Genomic DNA, 16119 nt, shown 5'->3' with positions numbered 1-16119 from the left:
ATCTGAAAATCGCGCCGGCACTTCCGTCTCCTGACGGAAAGCTGTCAGGAGCCCCGGCCTATAGAAGGCCGGGAGCCCAGCCGCGGCTTCGACGATCAAGGAGCCAATGCGATGAATTTCGTCTCTGTCCGCATCATCACGTCCGATGTCCAGCGCCTCGTGCGCTTCTATGGCGAGATCACCGGCATGCCGGTGACGATGTACACGGAGGACTTCGCCGAACTGGCGACGCCGGCCTGCACGTTGGGGATCGGCAGCACGCGCACCCTGATGCTGTTCGGCAGCGACATCGCCCGCCCAGCCGACAACCGCACGGCCATAATCGAATTCCGAGTCGGCGACGTCGATGCAGAATTTGCCAGGCTGGCGGAAACCATCAAGGGCGCAATTGTCCAGGAGCCTGCCACCATGCCTTGGGGCGACCGCTCGCTGCTGTTCCGCGACCCGGACTGCAATCTGGTGAATTTCTTCACGCCTGTAACCGCCGAGGCGATCCGGAAGTTCGACAGCTAGGCCGTCCTACTTCCCGTTCCATTTGCGCACCACCGGCTCGCCGAGGTCATGCTCGTAGCCGAGCACGCTGATGCTGGCCGTATCAAGCACGAACAGCGCGCCGTCCTGCGGCGGCAAGCCGAGCCAGCGGGCGGTGAGCACGCGCAGGAAGTGCGCGCTGGAAAAGATCAGCGTGTCGGCATTTGCCTCGCGCAGGCGATCGATGATCCTGTCGGCGCGGGCGCCCACATCGGCCGCCGTTTCGCCTTGCGGGCAGCCGTCGCGAAAGACGTTCCAGCCCGGTCGTTCGGCCAGGATCTCCCTGGTGGTTCTCCCTTCATAGGCGCCGTAGTCCCATTCCTGCAGGTCGTCCATCTTGATGCTTTGCGCCCCGAATCCGGCAAGCACGCTGGTGTTGTAGGCGCGCTGCGAAGGGCTCGACCACACGGCCGAAAACGGCAGGCCTTTCAGCCGATCCGCCACACCCCGCGCGGCCGCCTCGCCGGCCGCCGTCAGCGGCATGTCGGTGCGGCCGGTGTGCTGGCCCGAAAGGCTCCACGCCGTCTCGCCATGCCGGACCAGATGGATTTGAGGAAACGCGCTGCTCATGATGGGCCTTTCGAAGTTGCCGCACCTTAGAGGACGATGCGGCGAAGGGGAATCCGGCTGGCGCGAAAGTCCGGGGGTGGAACGCTCGTTTGGGTGCGGTCCACGCGATGCCCACCACATTCCCTGGCCCTGATCCCCGCCGCATTGGCACAATGACTGGGCGCCGGGCATAACTATGTGTGGTCCATAGTTCACCAAGCACGATAGGTCACGATCATCATGTACAAACATCTGCTCATCGGCACCGACGGGTCGGAACTGGCCGACAAGGGCGTTACCCACGGCCTCGGGCTGGCAAAGGGCCTCGGCGCCGCCGTGACCTTCGTCACCGTCTCGGAACAATTCCCGATCTTCGCCTGGGGCGGCGCCATGGCCGGCTACGCCGTGGGCGATGGGCTGGCCGCCTATCAGGAAGAAGCCCGCAAATACGGCAAGGAGGTGCTCGACAAATGCAAGGCTTCCGCCGAGGGGCTGGGCGTGTCGGCCAAGGTCGTGCACATCGAGGACAGAAGGCCCGCCGAGGCGATCCTGGAGCTGTCGCAGACCGAACGCTGCGACCTGATCGTCATGGCCTCGCACGGCCGCCGCGGATTGGGCAGGCTGCTTCTGGGAAGCCAGACGGCGGAAGTCGTGTCCTACAGCGAAATCCCGGTCCTGGTGGTGCGGTAGGCCGGTCCGGCCAGTCGGCGTTCGGCAAGCGGTGCTCAAAACGCCGCTTCGGCCACCAGATAAAATCCCAGCGCCAAGAGCCCGGCGAAGAACACTTTGCGAAAAGTCTCGACGCTCATGCGCTGGCGCAGCACCTGGCCGACAGCCATGCCGGCGAGCGCAGGCGCCAGCACCGCGACCGAACCCGCCAGCCCGGCCGTCGGCGAGGCCAGGGCGCCGGCCCTGAACAGCCCGATGGCCAGCGCCGCCGTCGACACGGTGAAGGACAGGCCGAGCGCCTGGATCAGCTCTTCCCTGCCCAGCCGCAGCGATTGCAGGTAGGGCACCGCCGGAATGACGAAGACGCCGGTGGCGCCGGTGACCAGGCCAGTTGCCACCCCGACCAGCGGCGATAGCAAGGCCTCGTGGCGTGGCGGCGTCGAAAAGCCGGCCTTGGCGAGACCGAGAACGGCATAGAGCATCAGTGCCACGCCGAGCGCGCCGGACGCGGCCGCCGTATGCGCGCCGGTGAGCAGGCCGGCGCCGGCAACGGTGCCGATCACCACGCCGGCCATCATCGTCCATAGCCGCCTGACGAGCCCGCCGAACGAAGGACCGGTGGACAATTGCCACAGGTTGGTAACCAGCGACGGGATCAGCAGAAGCGTGGCCGCTTCGGCCGGCGCCATGGTCACCGCCAGCAGGCCCATCGCCACTGTCGGCAGGCCCATCCCGACCACGCCCTTGACGAAGCCGGCGGCAAGGAAGACGGCGCAGATCCAGGCAACGGCGGCGGCGCTCAGCGGCTCAATCATGGAGCAGCATGTCGGCGGCGTCGATCCCCGCTGCCGGCCCCGGTCCGGCGGCGGCGCTGCTGACAGGGGCGGATGTCATGGCGCATCCTGGCATGCCGGAATCCAAGCGCGCCACGGCCAGAAGGGCGACGGCAACCGCCAGCAGCATCGCCGCGCTTTCAGCGATGCCGAGCCCTTGCCGGTTCGATGCTGGTTTTCTCATCATGGACCTCCACCGAAACTGTTTGACGAAATTCGCCGTCACCCACAATGTGGAAATCGCGGCACCAGCCTTCGGCTGAGGCGAAGGCTGGCGCCGCAAGCCGGTCGGCCCGCTGCGCCATCGATCGCGTGATAGCGGCCATCGCCCGGGCTGTCTTGCGGGAGGAAAAAAATGCACTTCGACCTCGTCGATCTCCGACTGTTCCTGCTGGTTGCCGAGCGCGGCAGCATCACCCATGGCGCCGAGCTCGCGGGCCTCGCGCTGGCCTCGGCCAGCGCCCGCATCAAGGGCATGGAGGACAGGCTCGGCGCGCCGCTGCTGGAGCGCCGCCGGCGCGGCGTGGTGCCGACCGCCGCCGGCCAGGCACTGCTGCACCACGCGCGCGCGGTGCAGAACCAGCTCGAGGCGATGGCCGGCGAGCTCGGCGCCTATGCCACCGGACTGCGCGCGCGGGTCCGCCTGCTCGCCAACACGGCCGCCACCAGCGAGCTTCTGCGCGACAAGCTGCCGGCCTTTCTGGTCGCGCATCCCGGCATCGACATAGAGCTCGATGAGCGCCCCAGCCACGAGATCGCCGAGGCGGTGGCCAGCGGCGCCGCCGATCTTGGCATTGCTGCGACCTGGGCCGGCCTTTCGCATCTCGAGCAGAAATCGTTCTTCGTCGATAGGCTGGTGGTGATCGCCGCGCGCAACCGCCCCGGCCTCGAAGGCCGCGCGACCGGCCTCGCCGACATTCTCGGTGAAACCTTTGTCGGCCTGAGCGCCGGCCATCCCTTGCAGGAGCACATCTCCCGCCAGGCCGCGCGCCTTGGCGGTCATCTGCATTTTCGCATCCGCGTGCCCGGCCTCGATAATGTCTGCAGGCTGGTGGCCCAGGGCGCGGGCGTCGCCATCGTGCCGGAAAGCATCGTGCGCCGCTCGGCGCCCAGCCTGCGCAGCCTGCGGCTGACGGACGACTGGGGAACCCGCCAGCTCAATCTCTGCGCCCGCCGCTTCGACACGTTGACGCCGCAAGCCAAGCTGCTGGTGGCCGCGCTGGTGTGAAGCCGCCGCCACATGCTGAATTCGCGTGGAATCATGCCTTGCCTTTAAGGAATCCATGAAATAGCTTGTTTGCACATAGGCAAAAAAATCGCCTAGCTTTTTTCGTTTTATGAAAGACGGGGGACTTGCGGGAACATCTCGATCTGACCGATCGGCGGCTGGTCAAACAGCTGTCGCAGGACGCACAGCCGGGCATCAACCGCCTCGCCGAGATTCTGGCGATCTCGGTGCCGACGGTGCGCACGCGGCTGCGCAACCTGCTCGACCGCAACCTGCTCAAGATCGTCGGGCTCTTGAACCTGACGGAGCGGCCCGAACTGATCTCGGCCATCGTCGGCATCAACGCGCAAGGGCGCGGCCGCGCCCGCGAGTTGGCGCAGCGCATTTCCGAACTGCCCTTCGTCAACTCGGCCTCGGTCGTCACCGGGCGCTTCGACATCATCGTCGACGTGACGGTGGCCGGCGACGTCGCCGATCTCTACCGCGTCACCAGCGAGTTGATCCCGGGCGCCGGCGAGCCGGGCGAGGTCGTGCGCAGCGAGACCTTCGTCGTCATGGCGTCCTGCAACAAATGGGTCAGCCTGCCGGAAGGCTGCTGGTCGGACGACAGCATTCGCAAGGAGCCGGCATGAGGATAGCGGTTCTCGGAGGCCTCGGCCTGCTCAACCCGCTGCTGCATGTGCCGGACGCGCCTTTCTTCGGCGCGTTGCCCAGGCGCGGCATCGCGGTCGCCGAAACGGCGGCCCGGCACTGAGGAAACGGATTTTCGAACGGTGGCCGCCGCCGGCAACGGCGCCGCCGCTCAAAAAGCACCCTGTAGGGTGGACAACAAGACGACAAAAGGAGGAATGCCCAATGAAACCAATGAACATTGCCAAGCTTTTCATCGCCGGCCTCGCACTGGCCGGCCTCACCGCCGCCGCCAGCGCCGGATCGCTCGACGACATCACCAAGCGCGGCGAACTGCGTGTCGCCGTGCAGACGCAGGGACCGCCCTTCTCGCTGGTCGGCGCCAATGGCGAACGCACCGGCAGCTCGGTGGAATTGGCCGAACTGATGGCCAAGGAAATGGGCGTCAAGATCACCTTCCTCGACTTCGACTGGGACGGCCTGATCCCGGCGCTGCTTTCGGGCAAGGCCGACCTTCTGGTCGCCGACATGACGCCGACGCTGGCACGCGGCATGAAGGTCGCCTTCACCACGCCTTACATGTATACGGGCAGCACCGTCTTCACCAAGGCCGACGGCAAGTTCAAGACCGCCGACGACTGCAAGGCCAAGGGCACCAAGATCGCCGTGCTGCTCGGCGCCACCGGCGAGAAGGAAGCCAAGGCAGCCTTCCCCGATGCCGACATCAAGAGCTACAAGGGCGGCGGTCCGCTGCTGCTCGACGCCGTCAACAACGGCCAGGCCGATTGCGGCGTCAACGACGTCTCGGCGGTCAAGGGCCAGTCGACGGCCTATCCGGCCGGGACCTTCACAATCATGCCGGACCTCCTCTCGAAGGAGCCGCTTGCCTTCGCCACCCGCTATGACGAGCCGGATCTCCTGATCTGGATGAACCTGTTCCTCAACCAGGTCACCATCGACGGCCGCCTGCAGAAGAACCTCGACTACTGGGTCAATTCGGAAGACTGGAAGAAAGATCACTGATTGGGGATTAGGGAATTAGGGATTAGTGAGTAGCGAATTAGTGAGTAGTGAATAGGGAATTCCGGATCCGCCTCACTACTCACTACTCACTACTCACTACTCCCTAATCACCATTCACGCCCATGCTCGAGAATTTCAGCTTCCGCACCATCGTCGAATACCTGCCCCTGTTCGGGCAGGGCCTGGTCACGACCGTGTGGCTGTCGGCGCTGTCCTTTTTCGGCGCGCTCGCAGTCGGCATCCTGCTGTGCGCGATGAACCTGCAGCGCGGCTGGCTGTTTCGGGTGCCGGCCAAGGCCTATATCGACGCCGTACGCGCCACGCCCTTGCTGGCGCAGCTCTATTTTCTCTATTTCGGCCTGCCGCGCCTCGGTTTCGTGCTGCCCGAACTCGTCGTCGGCATCCTCGCGTTGTCACTGAACAGCGGCGCCTATGTCGCTGAAATCATTCGGGCCGGCATCCTGTCGATCCCGCGCGGCCAGGTTGAGGCCAGTGTTGCTTCGGGCATGACCTATGTCCAGCGCATGCGCCTGGTGGTCCTGCCGCAGGCGTTCAAGGTGACGATCCCGCCGCTGCTGGGACAAGCGATCGTGCTGGTCAAGGATTCGGCGCTCCTGTCGCTGATCTCCGTTGCCGAGCTGACGCGCGCCGGCCAGTTGCTCGCCTCCGACCGTTTCATGCCGGCGGAAGGATTTCTCACCATCGCCGCCTTCTACCTCCTGCTCTATTACGGCCTCAAAGGGCTGGCGGTTCTCTCCGGCCGCTGGCTCGGTTCGGCGGGAGCGCGCACATGATCTGGCAACAGTTGCAAAGCCTTGCTGGCAGCTATCCGCTGGCGCTGCGCGGCCTCGGCATGACCGTGGTGCTGTCGCTGATCAGCCTGGTGCTGGGCACCCTGCTCGGCTTCGGCCTCGGCATCTTGCGGACCGGCGACAACCGGTTGATCTCCGGCGTGATCGGTGCCTGGGTAGACCTCATCCGGGGCACCCCGTTCCTGGTGCAGATATTCCTGATCTTCTTCATCTTGCCGGAGCTGGGCATCGAGCTCGACGCCTTCACCGCCGGCATCATCGCGCTGACCAACCTCGCCGCTTGCTTCATCTGCGAGATCGTCGCCGCCGGCATCCGTTCGGTTCCGACGGGCCAGGTCGAGGCGGCACTGGCGTCCGGCCTGTCGCGCTGGCAGCGCATGCGCCAGGTGGTGCTGCCGCAGGCGATGCGCATCGTGCTGCCGCCGCTGATCGGGCAATATGTGCTGCTGATCAAGGACTCTTCGGTCGTCTCTGCGATTGGCCTGACCGATCTCACCCGCGTCGGCTGGCTGGTGGTGCAGCGCGTGCCGAACGGCCTGCTGGTGTTCTTCCTCGTCGGCGTCGGCTATTTCATCGTCTGCTATCCGCTGATCATGCTCGCCCGCCGGCTCGAGCGGCGCATCGGTGCCGCCCATGGCGAGGTGCAGATATGACATCGAACCCAAAGGTTCCGACCACATGACCAAAACGGGCATGATCGATTTTCGCGGCGTCAACAAATGGTTCGGCACGCTCAACGTGCTGAGGGACATCACGCTCAGCGTCGAGCCGCGCGAAGTGGTCGTCGTCTGCGGCCCGAGCGGGTCGGGCAAGAGCACGCTTATCCGCTGCATCAACGGGCTGGAGACGATCAAGGACGGCGACCTTGTCGTCGACGGCCAGCGGCTCGGCGACCCCGCCACCAACATGACGAAGCTGCGCACCGAGATCGGCTTCGTCTTCCAGTCCTTCAACCTCTACCCGCACAAGACCGCGCTCGAAAACGTCACGCTGGCGCCGATCCATGTCCGCAAGATCCCGCGCGCCGAGGCCGAGCAGGCCGGCCGCGAACTGCTGGCCAAGGTCGGGCTTGCCGACAAGGTCAACGCCTATCCTGCGCAGCTTTCAGGCGGCCAGCAACAGCGTGTGGCGATCGCCCGCTGCCTCGGCATGCGCCCCAAGATCATGCTGTTCGACGAGCCGACCTCCGCCCTCGACCCCGAGATGATTTCGGAAGTGCTCGACGTCATGGTCGCGGTTGCCGAGGAAGGCATGACCATGATGGTGGTGACGCATGAGATGGGCTTTGCCCGCAAGGTCGCCCGGCGCGTGGTGTTCATGGATGCTGGCGCCATCGTCGAAAGCAGCACGCCCGACGAGTTCTTTTCGCACCCCAGGACCGATCGCAGCCGCGCATTCCTGAGCAAGATCCTGCGGCACTGACCGGCGCCGCCGCCTCAAGTGACCGCCAGCACCTTGCCCGTATCGTGCTGGCGCACGAAATCCACGTGGCGGCCGTCCCAGTGGTAGCTGTAGTGCCTCCCCTGGACGGGGACGGTGATTGCATCCGGCCAGAAGATGCCGATGCACTGCCCGCTTGGCATGCGCACGCTGTTCCACACCAGCCCGTCGCTGCCGGCCGCACGCAAGGCGCGGCCTTCGGCCTGCGAGGCGGTGTAGTCGTCCGGGTCGAGCGCGCCGGGCACCGCGTTGACGTCATCGAGGTCGCGATCGACGCTGCCGATCAGCACGCGGAAATCCGCGGTCCAGCCCGGCTCCTCCTTGGTGGCGCGCATAAAATTCTGGTGGTGGTGGATGGTTTCGGCCAGCGCCACCTCCTCGCTGTCGCCGGCATAGTAGATGCCGTAGCTGCCATCGGAAAACCGCCCGGGCCGCAAGGTCGAGCAATGCACGAAGGGCGCCATCACGAAACTTGCGCCGGGTCCGGACACCCGCCTTTCGGCAGGAACCTTGCCGAGGTCGCCGAGTTCCAGCCGGATGCGCGGATTGGTCTTCTCCTCGACGGCGGCCAGCGCTTCCCAATCGCGCGGGTCGGCAATGTCCTCGAAGAGGTCGATAGGCGGATGGATGGAGCGGATGATGCGGAAGGTCTGGGGCCAGTGGACGCGGCGCCGGACCGCGAGCCCACTCACCATGCACCACGCTCCGCGTCGAGCCATTCGCGCATCGCGGCAAGGTCGGAGATTTCGCCGCGCAGCATCAGGTCGAGCGCCGATTGGCCGCCGAACGTGGCATTGGGCTTGCGGATCCAGGCATAGCCGCGCGCCGGCTCGGTGAAGAGATAGCGCAAACCCTTGTGGATGCCCATCAGATGCGCCATGCGGGTGCGCAGGTCACGGTCGATCCGGCCGATTCCGCCTTCCTTCCAGCGCGCCCAGGTGCGCGCCGACATGCCGCCGAGCAGGATGCAGGCCTCGAGGTCGGTCAAGTTCCAGGCCTTGAACAGATTGACCGTGGTGCGCGCCAGGGCGCCCGCCTCTTCATCCGAGATGGCGCTGCCGACCGCGGCCGGCGTGGTGACGATGGACTGAAGCTGCATTTTCTGCTCCCGCTACTGGCAGACATATAGCATGTATTTGCCAATTGGCAAGGAAAACAGGACCAGAGCGGCCACCTAGGTGGTGCGGCATAACAGAACCAGGGTTCCTCGCCCCCACGAAGGTGGGGGAGAGGTGGCTCGGCGAAGCCGAGACGGAGCGGGGGAATGGCGCGGCGTGGATATGCCGTGAAAACCTCCATCGCCGCAGCCCCCTCTCCGACCGCTTCGGGGCCACCTCCCCCGCTTTGCGGGGGCGAGGAACCCACGTTCTGTGAGGGCGGCTCTTGTCCGCCTACTCCGCCGCCTCATACCCCGCGATACCCTTGATCTCCAGAAAATCCTCCAGCCCGTATTCGGCGTATTCGCGGCCGTTGCCGGATTGCTTGTAGCCGCCGAAGGGCAGGCCGGCGTCCCATTGGGGATAGTTGATGTAGACGTTGCCGGAGCGCATGCGCGCCGCGACGTCGCGCGCCTTCTGGATATCCTTGGCCTGGATATAGGAGGCAAGGCCGTAGACGGTGTCGTTGGCCTGCTCGACCGCCTGCTCGACCGTGTCGTAGGGCATGATGGCCAGCACCGGCCCGAAAATCTCCTCGCGCGCGATGCGCATATCGTGGGTGACATCGGCGAACACGGTCGGCCTGACATAGTAGCCACGGTTGAGTTCGGCCGGACGGCCGGGGCCGCCCGTGACCAGCGTGGCGCCCTCGTCGATGCCGCTCTGGATCATGTCCTGGATCTTGTCGAACTGGGCCTGGCTGACGACAGGGCCGAGCTTGGTGCCGGGAGCGTCGGCCGGACCGACCACGAACTTTTCCGCCGCCGCCTTGGCATAGGAAGCCGCCTCGTCATGACGGTCGCGTGGCACGAACATACGGGTTGGCGCGTTGCAGGACTGGCCGCTGTTGCTGAAGCAGCCGGCGACGCCCTTGGTTACGGCGGTGGCGAGGTCGACATCCGGGAACAGGATGTTGGCCGACTTGCCGCCAAGTTCCTGGTGCACGCGCTTGACCGTGTCGGCGGCAGCCTTGGCCACCAATATGCCGGCCCGGGTGGAGCCGGTGAACGACATCATGTCGATATCGGGATGGCTGGACAGCGCTTGGCCGACGCCGGGACCGTCGCCATTGACGAGGTTGAACACGCCCTTCGGCACGCCGGCCTCGTCGAGGATCTCGGCAAAGACGATGGCGTCGAGCGGCGCGATCTCGGATGGCTTCAGCACCATGGTGCAACCGGCGGCAAGCGCCGGACCCACCTTGCAGGTGATCTGGTTCAGCGGCCAGTTCCATGGCGTGATCAGGCCGACGACGCCGATCGGCTCCTTGACGATCAGCGAGGAGCCCTTGACCTGCCGGAACTGGAAGCTCTTCAGCACTTCCGCCATCTTGGCCAGATGCGCGAGCCCGATGCCGACCTGGCTGTCGAGCGCCATCCGGCGCGGGGCGCCCATCTCGCGCGACACGGCGAGCGCCAGGTCCGGGCTGCGCTTCTTGTAGACCTCGATGATGCGGTTGAGGATGTCGAGCCGTTCCTCGACCGAGGTGAAGCCGAATGTGCCGAAGGCGCGCTTCGCGGCGGCCACCGCCTTGTCGACGTCGGCCTTGGAGCCCAGCGAAATCTGCGCGAAACTATCTTCGTTCGACGGATCGATGACATCGAGCGTGTTGGGCACGACAGGATCGACCCACGCGCCATCGATGAAGAACTGCAGATTGTGTGACATGATTTCTCCTGAGGGGCGCCGCACAGCCGTCCGGCGTGATATCTGGTTAGAAATAACGATGCGCGAATGGCGGTGTCAAACGCAACCCCGAACTGGTGAGCGAGCCGCGAGCGGTTGAACCAGCCGGGCGGGCGATAGCTGGAATAGAACGAGTTAAAGCAGAGTATGCCCGGCTTCGCCCAGAAGCCGTGTCGCCGCGACCCGATCGGCGGCTTTCACCAGCAGGTGATCGCCGTCGAAAGTCGACACCACGAAAATGCCCAGCTCGTTTTCCGACAGTGGCCTGATGACCGACAACACGATGCCGGTTTCATCGAAAGCGAAAGGTCCTTGGAGCTTGAAGGCGACCCACTCGTCATCCCGCTTGACGCCATCTGGAACGCGATCCTGCAGACAGACGATCGAAAGTTCATCCTCGGTTCTGGTGATGCTGACGAAGCCTGGCCCGTCCGCCCAACCGGGAACGCTCGCTCCAGGCTCGAGCCGCGAAATCGCGTACAGCCCGGGCAGTTGCTTCAGCCTGATTTTGGCAGCCATTGTCGAACTCCGATTGCGGTCTATCCAGCGAGCCTCTTGCTCATATAGACAGTCGTACCGTTCATGAACGGCTCCTCCCGGTCGATCCTATAGCCGTGCCTCTTGTAAAGCGACACATTGGCCGCGAAGGCGCCATTGGTCAGCAGGCGAAGTTCGTTGCGGCCCGCTTCGGCCGCCTTGCGTTCAGCCCGCTCCAGCAACAGCCGGCCGATCCCCCTTCCCTGCGCATGCGGTGCCACGCAGACATTCTCGATCCAGACATGATCGTCGGCTGGCATGGTTTCGATCGCGCCGACGATTTCGCCCTGGTCGGTCGCAAGGTCGAACTCATGCTCTGCAACCGCTATGTCGTAGTCGGCGCGCATGGGCAGCGGTTCGCGGCCGATCAGCGGCACCCATTTGGCATAGGCCAAGCGCACGATGTCCCGGATGGCTGCGGCGTCCGCCGGCCCGGCCTGCCGGAACTGGATGGAAGGATTGATGCTCATCGAGGGCTCCAGACATGAACAGCCCGCCGACGGTTGCGCGGGCGGGGCTGGGAAGAACGAACCGGAATTAACGGGCCACTCCTCGTCGTCGCGCAATCATGCCGCCTCGCAGTGTACAGGTTCGGCGTCGCATGACATTGGCGCGGGGAAGAACGAACATGGCGCCAAGCTGGCGCAGCATGAGTGGCCCGTCAAGCCGACGCCAAGCCACCTTCTGGCGGTGCCCCAGCCTCTTTACCGCGCTGCCTCACCAACCCTGATTAGAGGCATGCCGTATCGGCCCTTGGCCGACGACCGCATTTTGGTCACGTAAGCCGGAAAACCGTCCTGGAAAATCGATCATTCTAACGAAAATAATTCATTGGAAAGATTAGTCGGGGAATGGCATTCCCCGGGCGAAGTCGCCTGGAGCATGACGTTGTCTTCCTTATCCCACATTGCGAACGATATTCCAAAAAGCCTGATTTCCGCCGAACCCGCGCAGCGCCGCAAGGCGCTCGACTCGACCAAGGCCGGACCCGTGCCCGGTATGATATTGGTCGCGATGATCACTGCGGTGGCCTTCTCGGCCCGCAACGTCTCCGGCTTTGCCCTGTTCAGCCCGATGATAATAGCCGTCGTCGCCGGCATGATCTACTCCAACGTGCTCGGCACGCCGGGGCACGCCAAGGCCGGCATCGCGTTTTCGCAGCGCCGGCTGCTGCGCTTCGCCATAGTGCTGCTCGGTTTCCAACTGACGCTCGGCCAGGTGGTGTCGATCGGCGCCGGCGGTGTCGGCATCGTGGCAGCCACCCTTGGCGCCACCTTCGTCTTCACCATCACACTCGGCCGGCTGATCGGCGTCGACGCGAAACTGGCGCAGCTGATCGCCGCCGGCACCTCGATCTGCGGTGCCTCGGCAATCGTGGCCACCAACATCGTCACCGACGCGCGCGACGAGGACGTCACCTACGCCGTCGCCTCGATCACCTTGTTCGGCACCGTCGCCATGCTCGGCTTCCCGCTGCTGTCGCCGCTGCTCGGCCTCGACCAGCATGCTTTCGGCCTGTGGGCGGGCGCCTCGATCCATGAGGTGGCGCAGGTCATCGGCGCCGGCTTCCAGAACGGCACCCAATCGGGCGAGATCGCCACCGTCGCCAAGCTCACCCGCGTCGCCATGCTGGCGCCGATGATCATCGCGCTGGGCCTGATGGCGCGCCGCAAGAGCAGCAGCGACCAGCAGGCGGCGCGCCCGCCCATGCCATGGTTCGTCGCCGCCTTCGTCGCCGTCGTGGCTCTGAACAGCCTTGTCGCGATACCCGCCGAAGTGAAATCGGCGATGGCGCTCGCCACCACCATCATGCTGACCATGGGGCTGGCCGCCATGGGCCTGCAGGCCGATATCTCGCAGCTGCGCTCGCGCGGCCTGCGCCCGCTCGCGCTCGCCTTCTCGGCCTTCCTGTTCATCGGCGGCTTCAGTCTGATGCTGGTGAAGTTGGCCTAGGCCCCAAAGGTAGCGCTCTACGGCGCCCCTGTCCTGCCGGACAGAGGGGGCGAAGGAACTCGACGGCCGACCGTCGGTCTTTTTGCTGAGCGCCTAATCCTCGAACGAACTCGCCGCCACATAGATCGCGGCCAGTGTTTCGATGCCGGCCTGGTCTGCCTTGTCGAAGCGGCCGGGCAGCGGGCTGTCGAGATCGAGCACGCCGAAGACGCCTTCATCGTCTTCGAGAAGCACGACCAGTTCCGAACGCGAATCGGCGTCGCAGGCGATGTGGCCGGGGAAATCGTGCACGTCCTTGATCAGCATCGAAGTGCCGAGGTCGACCGCCGTGCCGCATACGCCCTTGCCGACGGCGATGCGCACGCAGGCCGGCTTGCCCTGGAACGGACCCAGCACCAATTCCTCGTCCGAGGCCAGGAAATAGAAGCCCGCCCAGTTGAGATCGGGCACCATCTGGAAGATCAGCGCCGCGGTGTTGGCGGCATTGGCGATCGAGTCGCCCTCGCCCTCGAGCAGCGCCTTCAGTTGCGCGGCAAGATCGCGGTAGAACGCGGCCTTGTCCGAAGTGTCGATGGCCTTGGCTGCGAACATGGCTTGTCTCCGAACTGAGAATCGCGGTTCCGTTTTCCGCAGGCTCTGCACCAAACGACCACCGGAACAGTCTACCGTGAATCCTACCCGCCACGAAAGCCGCAAGATCAGGATCGCTGCCGGCGTCATCGCGGATGCGTCGGGCCGGCTGCTTCTGGTGCGCAAGCGCGGCACCAGCGCCTTCATGCAGCCCGGCGGCAAGATCGAGCCGCGCGAGGCCCCGCTCGACACCCTGATGCGCGAACTGCGCGAGGAACTCGGATTGGCGATCGACCCCGCCACCACCTCCTGGCTCGGCCTGTTCTCGGCCACGGCCGCCAACGAGCCGGACAGCACGGTCGAGGCGGAATTGTTCGCGCTCTCCATCGACGGCCAGCCGATAGCCGCCGCCGAGATCGAGGAGATCATCTGGCTGGAGCCCGGCTCGACCAATTCCGTCGAACTTGCGCCGCTGACGCGCGATGTGGTGCTGAGGTTGAGCGGAATGTAGCGGCGGCGGCGCCGCTATTACATCGGACGCTTGGGTTCGCCCTTTTGTGGCGTTGCCGGATCGGGCTCGGATTTCTTGTGCTTGTCGGCGGCAATCCTGCGGATGCGGTCGAAGCGGCTTTCCTCTGTCGTTTCGGTCGTGACGACCGTCTGTGGCTTCTGCACGAACACGATCATGGATCGATCTCCTGGGCCAGAGGCCTACGCGCCGGGAGAGAATCCCCGGCGATAGTCGTCTCGCCTGCGGCAAAGACCGTTTTGGCGAGATACGGATCAGGTCTGAAAGATGGCTTTTATGAAACCACCTTCGCGAGCCGGCCGAATCTTAGTAGCCGCCCATGCCGCCACCGCCGCCCGCAGGCGCGGCATCCTTGGCCGGAATGTCCGAGATCATCGCTTCGGCGGTGATCAAAAGCGCGGCGATCGAGCCGGCATCCTGCAACGCGGTGCGCACCACTTTCGCCGGATCGACGATGCCCGCTTTGATCATGTCGACATACGCCTCGTTCTGGGCATCGAAACCCTGGTTGTGATCCTTGCTGTCGGAGAGCTTGCCGACGACAACGGAGCCTTCAACGCCCGAATTCTCGGCGATCTGGCGGAGCGGCGCTTCGAGTGCCCTGAGCACGATCGAGATGCCGGCGGTGACATCGGCATTGGCGCCGTTCAGGCCGGCAAGCGCCGTCCTGGCACGCAGCAGGGCCACGCCGCCGCCCGGCACGATGCCTTCCTCGACCGCCGCGCGCGTGGCGTTCAGCGCGTCGTCGATGCGATCCTTCTTTTCCTTGACTTCCGACTCGGTGGCGCCGCCGACGCGGATGACGGCAACGCCGCCGGAGAGCTTGGCCAGCCGCTCCTGCAGCTTCTCCTTGTCATAGTCGGAGGTGGTTTCCTCGATCTGGCCCTTGATCTGGGCGACACGCGCCTGAATGGTCGCCTTGGTGCCGGCGCCGTCGATGATCGTGGTGGTGTCCTTTTCGATCAGCACGCGCTTGGCGCGGCCGAGCATCTCGATGGTGACGTTCTCCAGCTTGATGCCGAGATCCTCGGAGATCATCTGGCCGGATGTGAGCACCGCGATGTCTTCCAGCATCGCCTTGCGGCGGTCGCCGAAGCCCGGCGCCTTGACGGCCGCGACCTTGAGGCCGCCGCGCAGCTTGTTGACGACCAGCGTCGCCAGAGCCTCGCCTTCGACGTCCTCGGAGATGATCAGCAGCGGCCTGCCGCTCTGCACCACCGCTTCGAGGATCGGCAGCATTGCCTGCAGATTGCCGAGCTTCTTCTCGTGGATGAGAATATAGGGCTCTTCCAGCTCCGCGCGCATCTTGTCGGCATTGGTGACGAAATAGGGCGAGAGATAGCCGCGGTCGAACTGCATGCCTTCGACGACGTCGAGTTCGGTGTTCGCGGTCTTGGCTTCCTCGACGGTGATGACGCCGTCATTTCCGACCTTGTCCATCGCCTTGGCGATCATCTCGCCGACGCTGGTATCGCCATTGGCGGCGATTGTGCCGACCTGCGCGATCTCGGCCGACGATTTGACCTTCTTGGCCTTCGCCTTGATTTCCACGACGACGGCCGCGACGGCCTGGTCGATGCCGCGCTTGAGGTCCATCGGGTTCATGCCGGCGGCAACCAGCTTGGCGCCTTCGCGCAGGATCGAGGCGGCCAGCACCGTGGCAGTGGTGGTGCCGTCGCCGGCGAGGTCGTTGGTCTTCGAGGCCACTTCGCGCACCATCTGCGCGCCCATGTTCTCGAACTTGTCGGCAAGCTCGATTTCCTTGGCGACGGTGACGCCGTCCTTGGTGATGCGCGGCGCCCCATAGGCCTTGTCGATGATGACGTTGCGGCCCTTGGGGCCGAGCGTGACCTTGACCGCATTGGTGAGGATCTCGACGCCGCGCAGCATACGGTCGCGCGCATCGGTGGAGAATTTGATTTCCTTGGCAGACATGATTTTATCCAGTTCGCATTTGGAGTGGAGCCGTCAC

General features: G+C 64.9%; 23 protein-coding genes. 12 read left to right on the top strand and 11 right to left on the bottom strand.

Annotation, left to right across the window (positions count from 1 at the left end):
• The first annotated feature begins 111 nt into the window (after nucleotides 1-111).
• Nucleotides 112-513, top strand: coding sequence for a VOC family protein (locus tag FJ946_RS17170; protein ID WP_140565436.1), 402 nt, complete (start codon nucleotides 112-114; stop codon nucleotides 511-513).
• A 6-nt stretch (nucleotides 514-519) separates the two neighbouring features.
• Here the strand turns inward: FJ946_RS17170 and FJ946_RS17165 are convergent, their stop codons facing one another.
• On the bottom strand, nucleotides 520-1101 hold the full coding sequence (locus FJ946_RS17165) for a histidine phosphatase family protein (protein WP_140565439.1): 582 nt from the start codon (nucleotides 1099-1101) through the stop codon (nucleotides 520-522).
• A gap of 219 nt (nucleotides 1102-1320) precedes the next feature.
• Here FJ946_RS17165 and FJ946_RS17160 point away from each other — a divergent pair, with 219 nt between their 5' ends.
• On the top strand, nucleotides 1321-1770 hold the full coding sequence (locus tag FJ946_RS17160) for a universal stress protein (protein ID WP_140565442.1): 450 nt from the start codon (nucleotides 1321-1323) through the stop codon (nucleotides 1768-1770).
• Nucleotides 1771-1805: 35 nt separating this feature from the next.
• Here the strand turns inward: FJ946_RS17160 and FJ946_RS17155 are convergent, their stop codons facing one another.
• Nucleotides 1806-2564: a sulfite exporter TauE/SafE family protein gene (locus FJ946_RS17155; protein WP_140565445.1), complete on the bottom strand. Its 759-nt coding sequence runs from the start codon at nucleotides 2562-2564 to the stop codon at nucleotides 1806-1808.
• On the bottom strand, nucleotides 2557-2766 hold the full coding sequence (locus tag FJ946_RS17150; RefSeq protein WP_140565448.1) for a hypothetical protein: 210 nt from the start codon (nucleotides 2764-2766) through the stop codon (nucleotides 2557-2559). Before FJ946_RS17150 ends, FJ946_RS17155 begins: the two co-directional genes overlap by 8 nt.
• 171 nt (nucleotides 2767-2937) lie before the next feature.
• Between FJ946_RS17150 and FJ946_RS17145 the strand changes: the two genes are divergently transcribed.
• The 7 genes from FJ946_RS17145 to FJ946_RS17120 all read left to right on the top strand — a co-directional run bounded on the left by FJ946_RS17145 (nucleotide 2938) and on the right by FJ946_RS17120 (nucleotide 7697).
• Nucleotides 2938-3810 carry a LysR substrate-binding domain-containing protein gene (locus FJ946_RS17145; RefSeq protein ID WP_140565451.1) on the top strand — a complete coding sequence of 291 codons (873 nt, stop codon included), beginning with the start codon at nucleotides 2938-2940 and terminating at the stop codon, nucleotides 3808-3810.
• A 125-nt stretch (nucleotides 3811-3935) separates the two neighbouring features.
• Nucleotides 3936-4442: an Lrp/AsnC family transcriptional regulator gene (locus FJ946_RS17140; RefSeq protein ID WP_140499160.1), complete on the top strand. Its 507-nt coding sequence runs from the start codon at nucleotides 3936-3938 to the stop codon at nucleotides 4440-4442.
• Complete coding sequence (locus FJ946_RS31455) at nucleotides 4439-4564, top strand: hypothetical protein (protein ID WP_263483102.1); 126 nt, start codon at nucleotides 4439-4441, stop codon at nucleotides 4562-4564. Before FJ946_RS17140 ends, FJ946_RS31455 begins: the two co-directional genes overlap by 4 nt.
• 110 nt (nucleotides 4565-4674) lie before the next feature.
• Nucleotides 4675-5463 carry an ABC transporter substrate-binding protein gene (locus FJ946_RS17135; RefSeq protein WP_140516312.1) on the top strand — a complete coding sequence of 263 codons (789 nt, stop codon included), beginning with the start codon at nucleotides 4675-4677 and terminating at the stop codon, nucleotides 5461-5463.
• Nucleotides 5464-5585: 122 nt separating this feature from the next.
• On the top strand, nucleotides 5586-6257 hold the full coding sequence (locus FJ946_RS17130; protein WP_140565454.1) for an amino acid ABC transporter permease: 672 nt from the start codon (nucleotides 5586-5588) through the stop codon (nucleotides 6255-6257).
• Nucleotides 6254-6928: an amino acid ABC transporter permease gene (locus tag FJ946_RS17125; protein WP_140547216.1), complete on the top strand. Its 675-nt coding sequence runs from the start codon at nucleotides 6254-6256 to the stop codon at nucleotides 6926-6928. Before FJ946_RS17130 ends, FJ946_RS17125 begins: the two co-directional genes overlap by 4 nt.
• A gap of 25 nt (nucleotides 6929-6953) precedes the next feature.
• A complete protein-coding gene (locus FJ946_RS17120) occupies nucleotides 6954-7697 on the top strand; it encodes an amino acid ABC transporter ATP-binding protein (RefSeq protein WP_140565457.1) in 744 nt (247 codons plus the stop codon).
• Between the two features lie 14 nt (nucleotides 7698-7711).
• Here FJ946_RS17120 and FJ946_RS17115 read toward each other — a convergent pair whose 3' ends face one another.
• The 5 genes from FJ946_RS17115 to FJ946_RS17090 all read right to left on the bottom strand — a co-directional run bounded on the left by FJ946_RS17115 (nucleotide 7712) and on the right by FJ946_RS17090 (nucleotide 11565).
• Nucleotides 7712-8410: an RES family NAD+ phosphorylase gene (locus FJ946_RS17115; protein ID WP_140565460.1), complete on the bottom strand. Its 699-nt coding sequence runs from the start codon at nucleotides 8408-8410 to the stop codon at nucleotides 7712-7714.
• Nucleotides 8404-8814 carry an MbcA/ParS/Xre antitoxin family protein gene (locus tag FJ946_RS17110; protein WP_140565462.1) on the bottom strand — a complete coding sequence of 137 codons (411 nt, stop codon included), beginning with the start codon at nucleotides 8812-8814 and terminating at the stop codon, nucleotides 8404-8406. Before FJ946_RS17110 ends, FJ946_RS17115 begins: the two co-directional genes overlap by 7 nt.
• 292 nt (nucleotides 8815-9106) lie before the next feature.
• Nucleotides 9107-10540: an aldehyde dehydrogenase family protein gene (locus tag FJ946_RS17100; RefSeq protein WP_140565468.1), complete on the bottom strand. Its 1434-nt coding sequence runs from the start codon at nucleotides 10538-10540 to the stop codon at nucleotides 9107-9109.
• Between the two features lie 153 nt (nucleotides 10541-10693).
• Nucleotides 10694-11077 (bottom strand): ACT domain-containing protein, encoded by a 384-nt coding sequence (locus FJ946_RS17095; protein ID WP_140516236.1) that lies wholly within the window; start codon nucleotides 11075-11077, stop codon nucleotides 10694-10696.
• Between the two features lie 20 nt (nucleotides 11078-11097).
• A complete protein-coding gene (locus FJ946_RS17090; RefSeq protein WP_140499176.1) occupies nucleotides 11098-11565 on the bottom strand; it encodes a GNAT family N-acetyltransferase in 468 nt (155 codons plus the stop codon).
• Between FJ946_RS17090 and FJ946_RS17085 the strand changes: the two genes are divergently transcribed.
• A complete protein-coding gene (locus FJ946_RS17085) occupies nucleotides 11558-11878 on the top strand; it encodes a hypothetical protein (RefSeq protein ID WP_140565471.1) in 321 nt (106 codons plus the stop codon). The two genes, FJ946_RS17090 and FJ946_RS17085, sit on opposite strands and share 8 nt — an antisense overlap.
• A gap of 105 nt (nucleotides 11879-11983) precedes the next feature.
• Entirely contained in the window at nucleotides 11984-13048 is a 1065-nt protein-coding gene (locus FJ946_RS17080; RefSeq protein ID WP_140565475.1) for a YeiH family protein, read from the top strand.
• A gap of 93 nt (nucleotides 13049-13141) precedes the next feature.
• Here FJ946_RS17080 and FJ946_RS17075 read toward each other — a convergent pair whose 3' ends face one another.
• The gene (locus FJ946_RS17075) at nucleotides 13142-13639 is read right to left on the bottom strand and encodes a GAF domain-containing protein (protein WP_140516241.1); all 498 of its coding nucleotides are present in this window, start codon (nucleotides 13637-13639) and stop codon (nucleotides 13142-13144) included.
• Nucleotides 13640-13715: 76 nt separating this feature from the next.
• Between FJ946_RS17075 and FJ946_RS17070 the strand changes: the two genes are divergently transcribed.
• Complete coding sequence (locus tag FJ946_RS17070) at nucleotides 13716-14129, top strand: NUDIX domain-containing protein (RefSeq protein ID WP_246673067.1); 414 nt, start codon at nucleotides 13716-13718, stop codon at nucleotides 14127-14129.
• A 17-nt stretch (nucleotides 14130-14146) separates the two neighbouring features.
• Here the strand turns inward: FJ946_RS17070 and FJ946_RS30790 are convergent, their stop codons facing one another.
• Together FJ946_RS30790 and groL are read right to left on the bottom strand one after the other, a co-directional pair.
• On the bottom strand, nucleotides 14147-14305 hold the full coding sequence (locus tag FJ946_RS30790; protein WP_181167670.1) for a hypothetical protein: 159 nt from the start codon (nucleotides 14303-14305) through the stop codon (nucleotides 14147-14149).
• 148 nt (nucleotides 14306-14453) lie between these two features.
• Complete coding sequence (gene groL / locus FJ946_RS17065; protein ID WP_140663576.1) at nucleotides 14454-16082, bottom strand: chaperonin GroEL; 1629 nt, start codon at nucleotides 16080-16082, stop codon at nucleotides 14454-14456.
• Between the last annotated feature and the right edge of the window lie 37 nt (nucleotides 16083-16119).

This window comes from Mesorhizobium sp. B2-4-7 (assembly GCF_006442685.1).
Classification (GTDB): Bacteria; Pseudomonadota; Alphaproteobacteria; order Rhizobiales; family Rhizobiaceae; genus Mesorhizobium.
Note: the sequence above shows the minus strand (reverse complement) of the source record. Positions and strands in the feature narration are given on the sequence as shown.

Coding starts and splice junctions, on each gene's coding strand:
- FJ946_RS17170 (WP_140565436.1), top strand. CDS start 112: ATGAATTTCGTCTCTGTCCGCATCATCACGTCCGATGTCCAGCGCCTC.
- FJ946_RS17165 (WP_140565439.1), bottom strand. CDS start 1,101: ATGAGCAGCGCGTTTCCTCAAATCCATCTGGTCCGGCATGGCGAGACG.
- FJ946_RS17160 (WP_140565442.1), top strand. CDS start 1,321: ATGTACAAACATCTGCTCATCGGCACCGACGGGTCGGAACTGGCCGAC.
- FJ946_RS17155 (WP_140565445.1), bottom strand. CDS start 2,564: ATGATTGAGCCGCTGAGCGCCGCCGCCGTTGCCTGGATCTGCGCCGTC.
- FJ946_RS17150 (WP_140565448.1), bottom strand. CDS start 2,766: ATGAGAAAACCAGCATCGAACCGGCAAGGGCTCGGCATCGCTGAAAGC.
- FJ946_RS17145 (WP_140565451.1), top strand. CDS start 2,938: ATGCACTTCGACCTCGTCGATCTCCGACTGTTCCTGCTGGTTGCCGAG.
- FJ946_RS31455 (WP_263483102.1), top strand. CDS start 4,439: ATGAGGATAGCGGTTCTCGGAGGCCTCGGCCTGCTCAACCCGCTGCTG.
- FJ946_RS17135 (WP_140516312.1), top strand. CDS start 4,675: ATGAACATTGCCAAGCTTTTCATCGCCGGCCTCGCACTGGCCGGCCTC.
- FJ946_RS17130 (WP_140565454.1), top strand. CDS start 5,586: ATGCTCGAGAATTTCAGCTTCCGCACCATCGTCGAATACCTGCCCCTG.
- FJ946_RS17125 (WP_140547216.1), top strand. CDS start 6,254: ATGATCTGGCAACAGTTGCAAAGCCTTGCTGGCAGCTATCCGCTGGCG.
- FJ946_RS17120 (WP_140565457.1), top strand. CDS start 6,954: ATGACCAAAACGGGCATGATCGATTTTCGCGGCGTCAACAAATGGTTC.
- FJ946_RS17115 (WP_140565460.1), bottom strand. CDS start 8,410: ATGGTGAGTGGGCTCGCGGTCCGGCGCCGCGTCCACTGGCCCCAGACC.
- FJ946_RS17110 (WP_140565462.1), bottom strand. CDS start 8,814: ATGCAGCTTCAGTCCATCGTCACCACGCCGGCCGCGGTCGGCAGCGCC.
- FJ946_RS17100 (WP_140565468.1), bottom strand. CDS start 10,540: ATGTCACACAATCTGCAGTTCTTCATCGATGGCGCGTGGGTCGATCCT.
- FJ946_RS17095 (WP_140516236.1), bottom strand. CDS start 11,077: ATGGCTGCCAAAATCAGGCTGAAGCAACTGCCCGGGCTGTACGCGATT.
- FJ946_RS17085 (WP_140565471.1), top strand. CDS start 11,558: ATGCTCATCGAGGGCTCCAGACATGAACAGCCCGCCGACGGTTGCGCG.
- FJ946_RS17090 (WP_140499176.1), bottom strand. CDS start 11,565: ATGAGCATCAATCCTTCCATCCAGTTCCGGCAGGCCGGGCCGGCGGAC.
- FJ946_RS17075 (WP_140516241.1), bottom strand. CDS start 13,639: ATGTTCGCAGCCAAGGCCATCGACACTTCGGACAAGGCCGCGTTCTAC.
- FJ946_RS30790 (WP_181167670.1), bottom strand. CDS start 14,305: ATGATCGTGTTCGTGCAGAAGCCACAGACGGTCGTCACGACCGAAACG.
- groL (WP_140663576.1), bottom strand. CDS start 16,082: ATGTCTGCCAAGGAAATCAAATTCTCCACCGATGCGCGCGACCGTATG.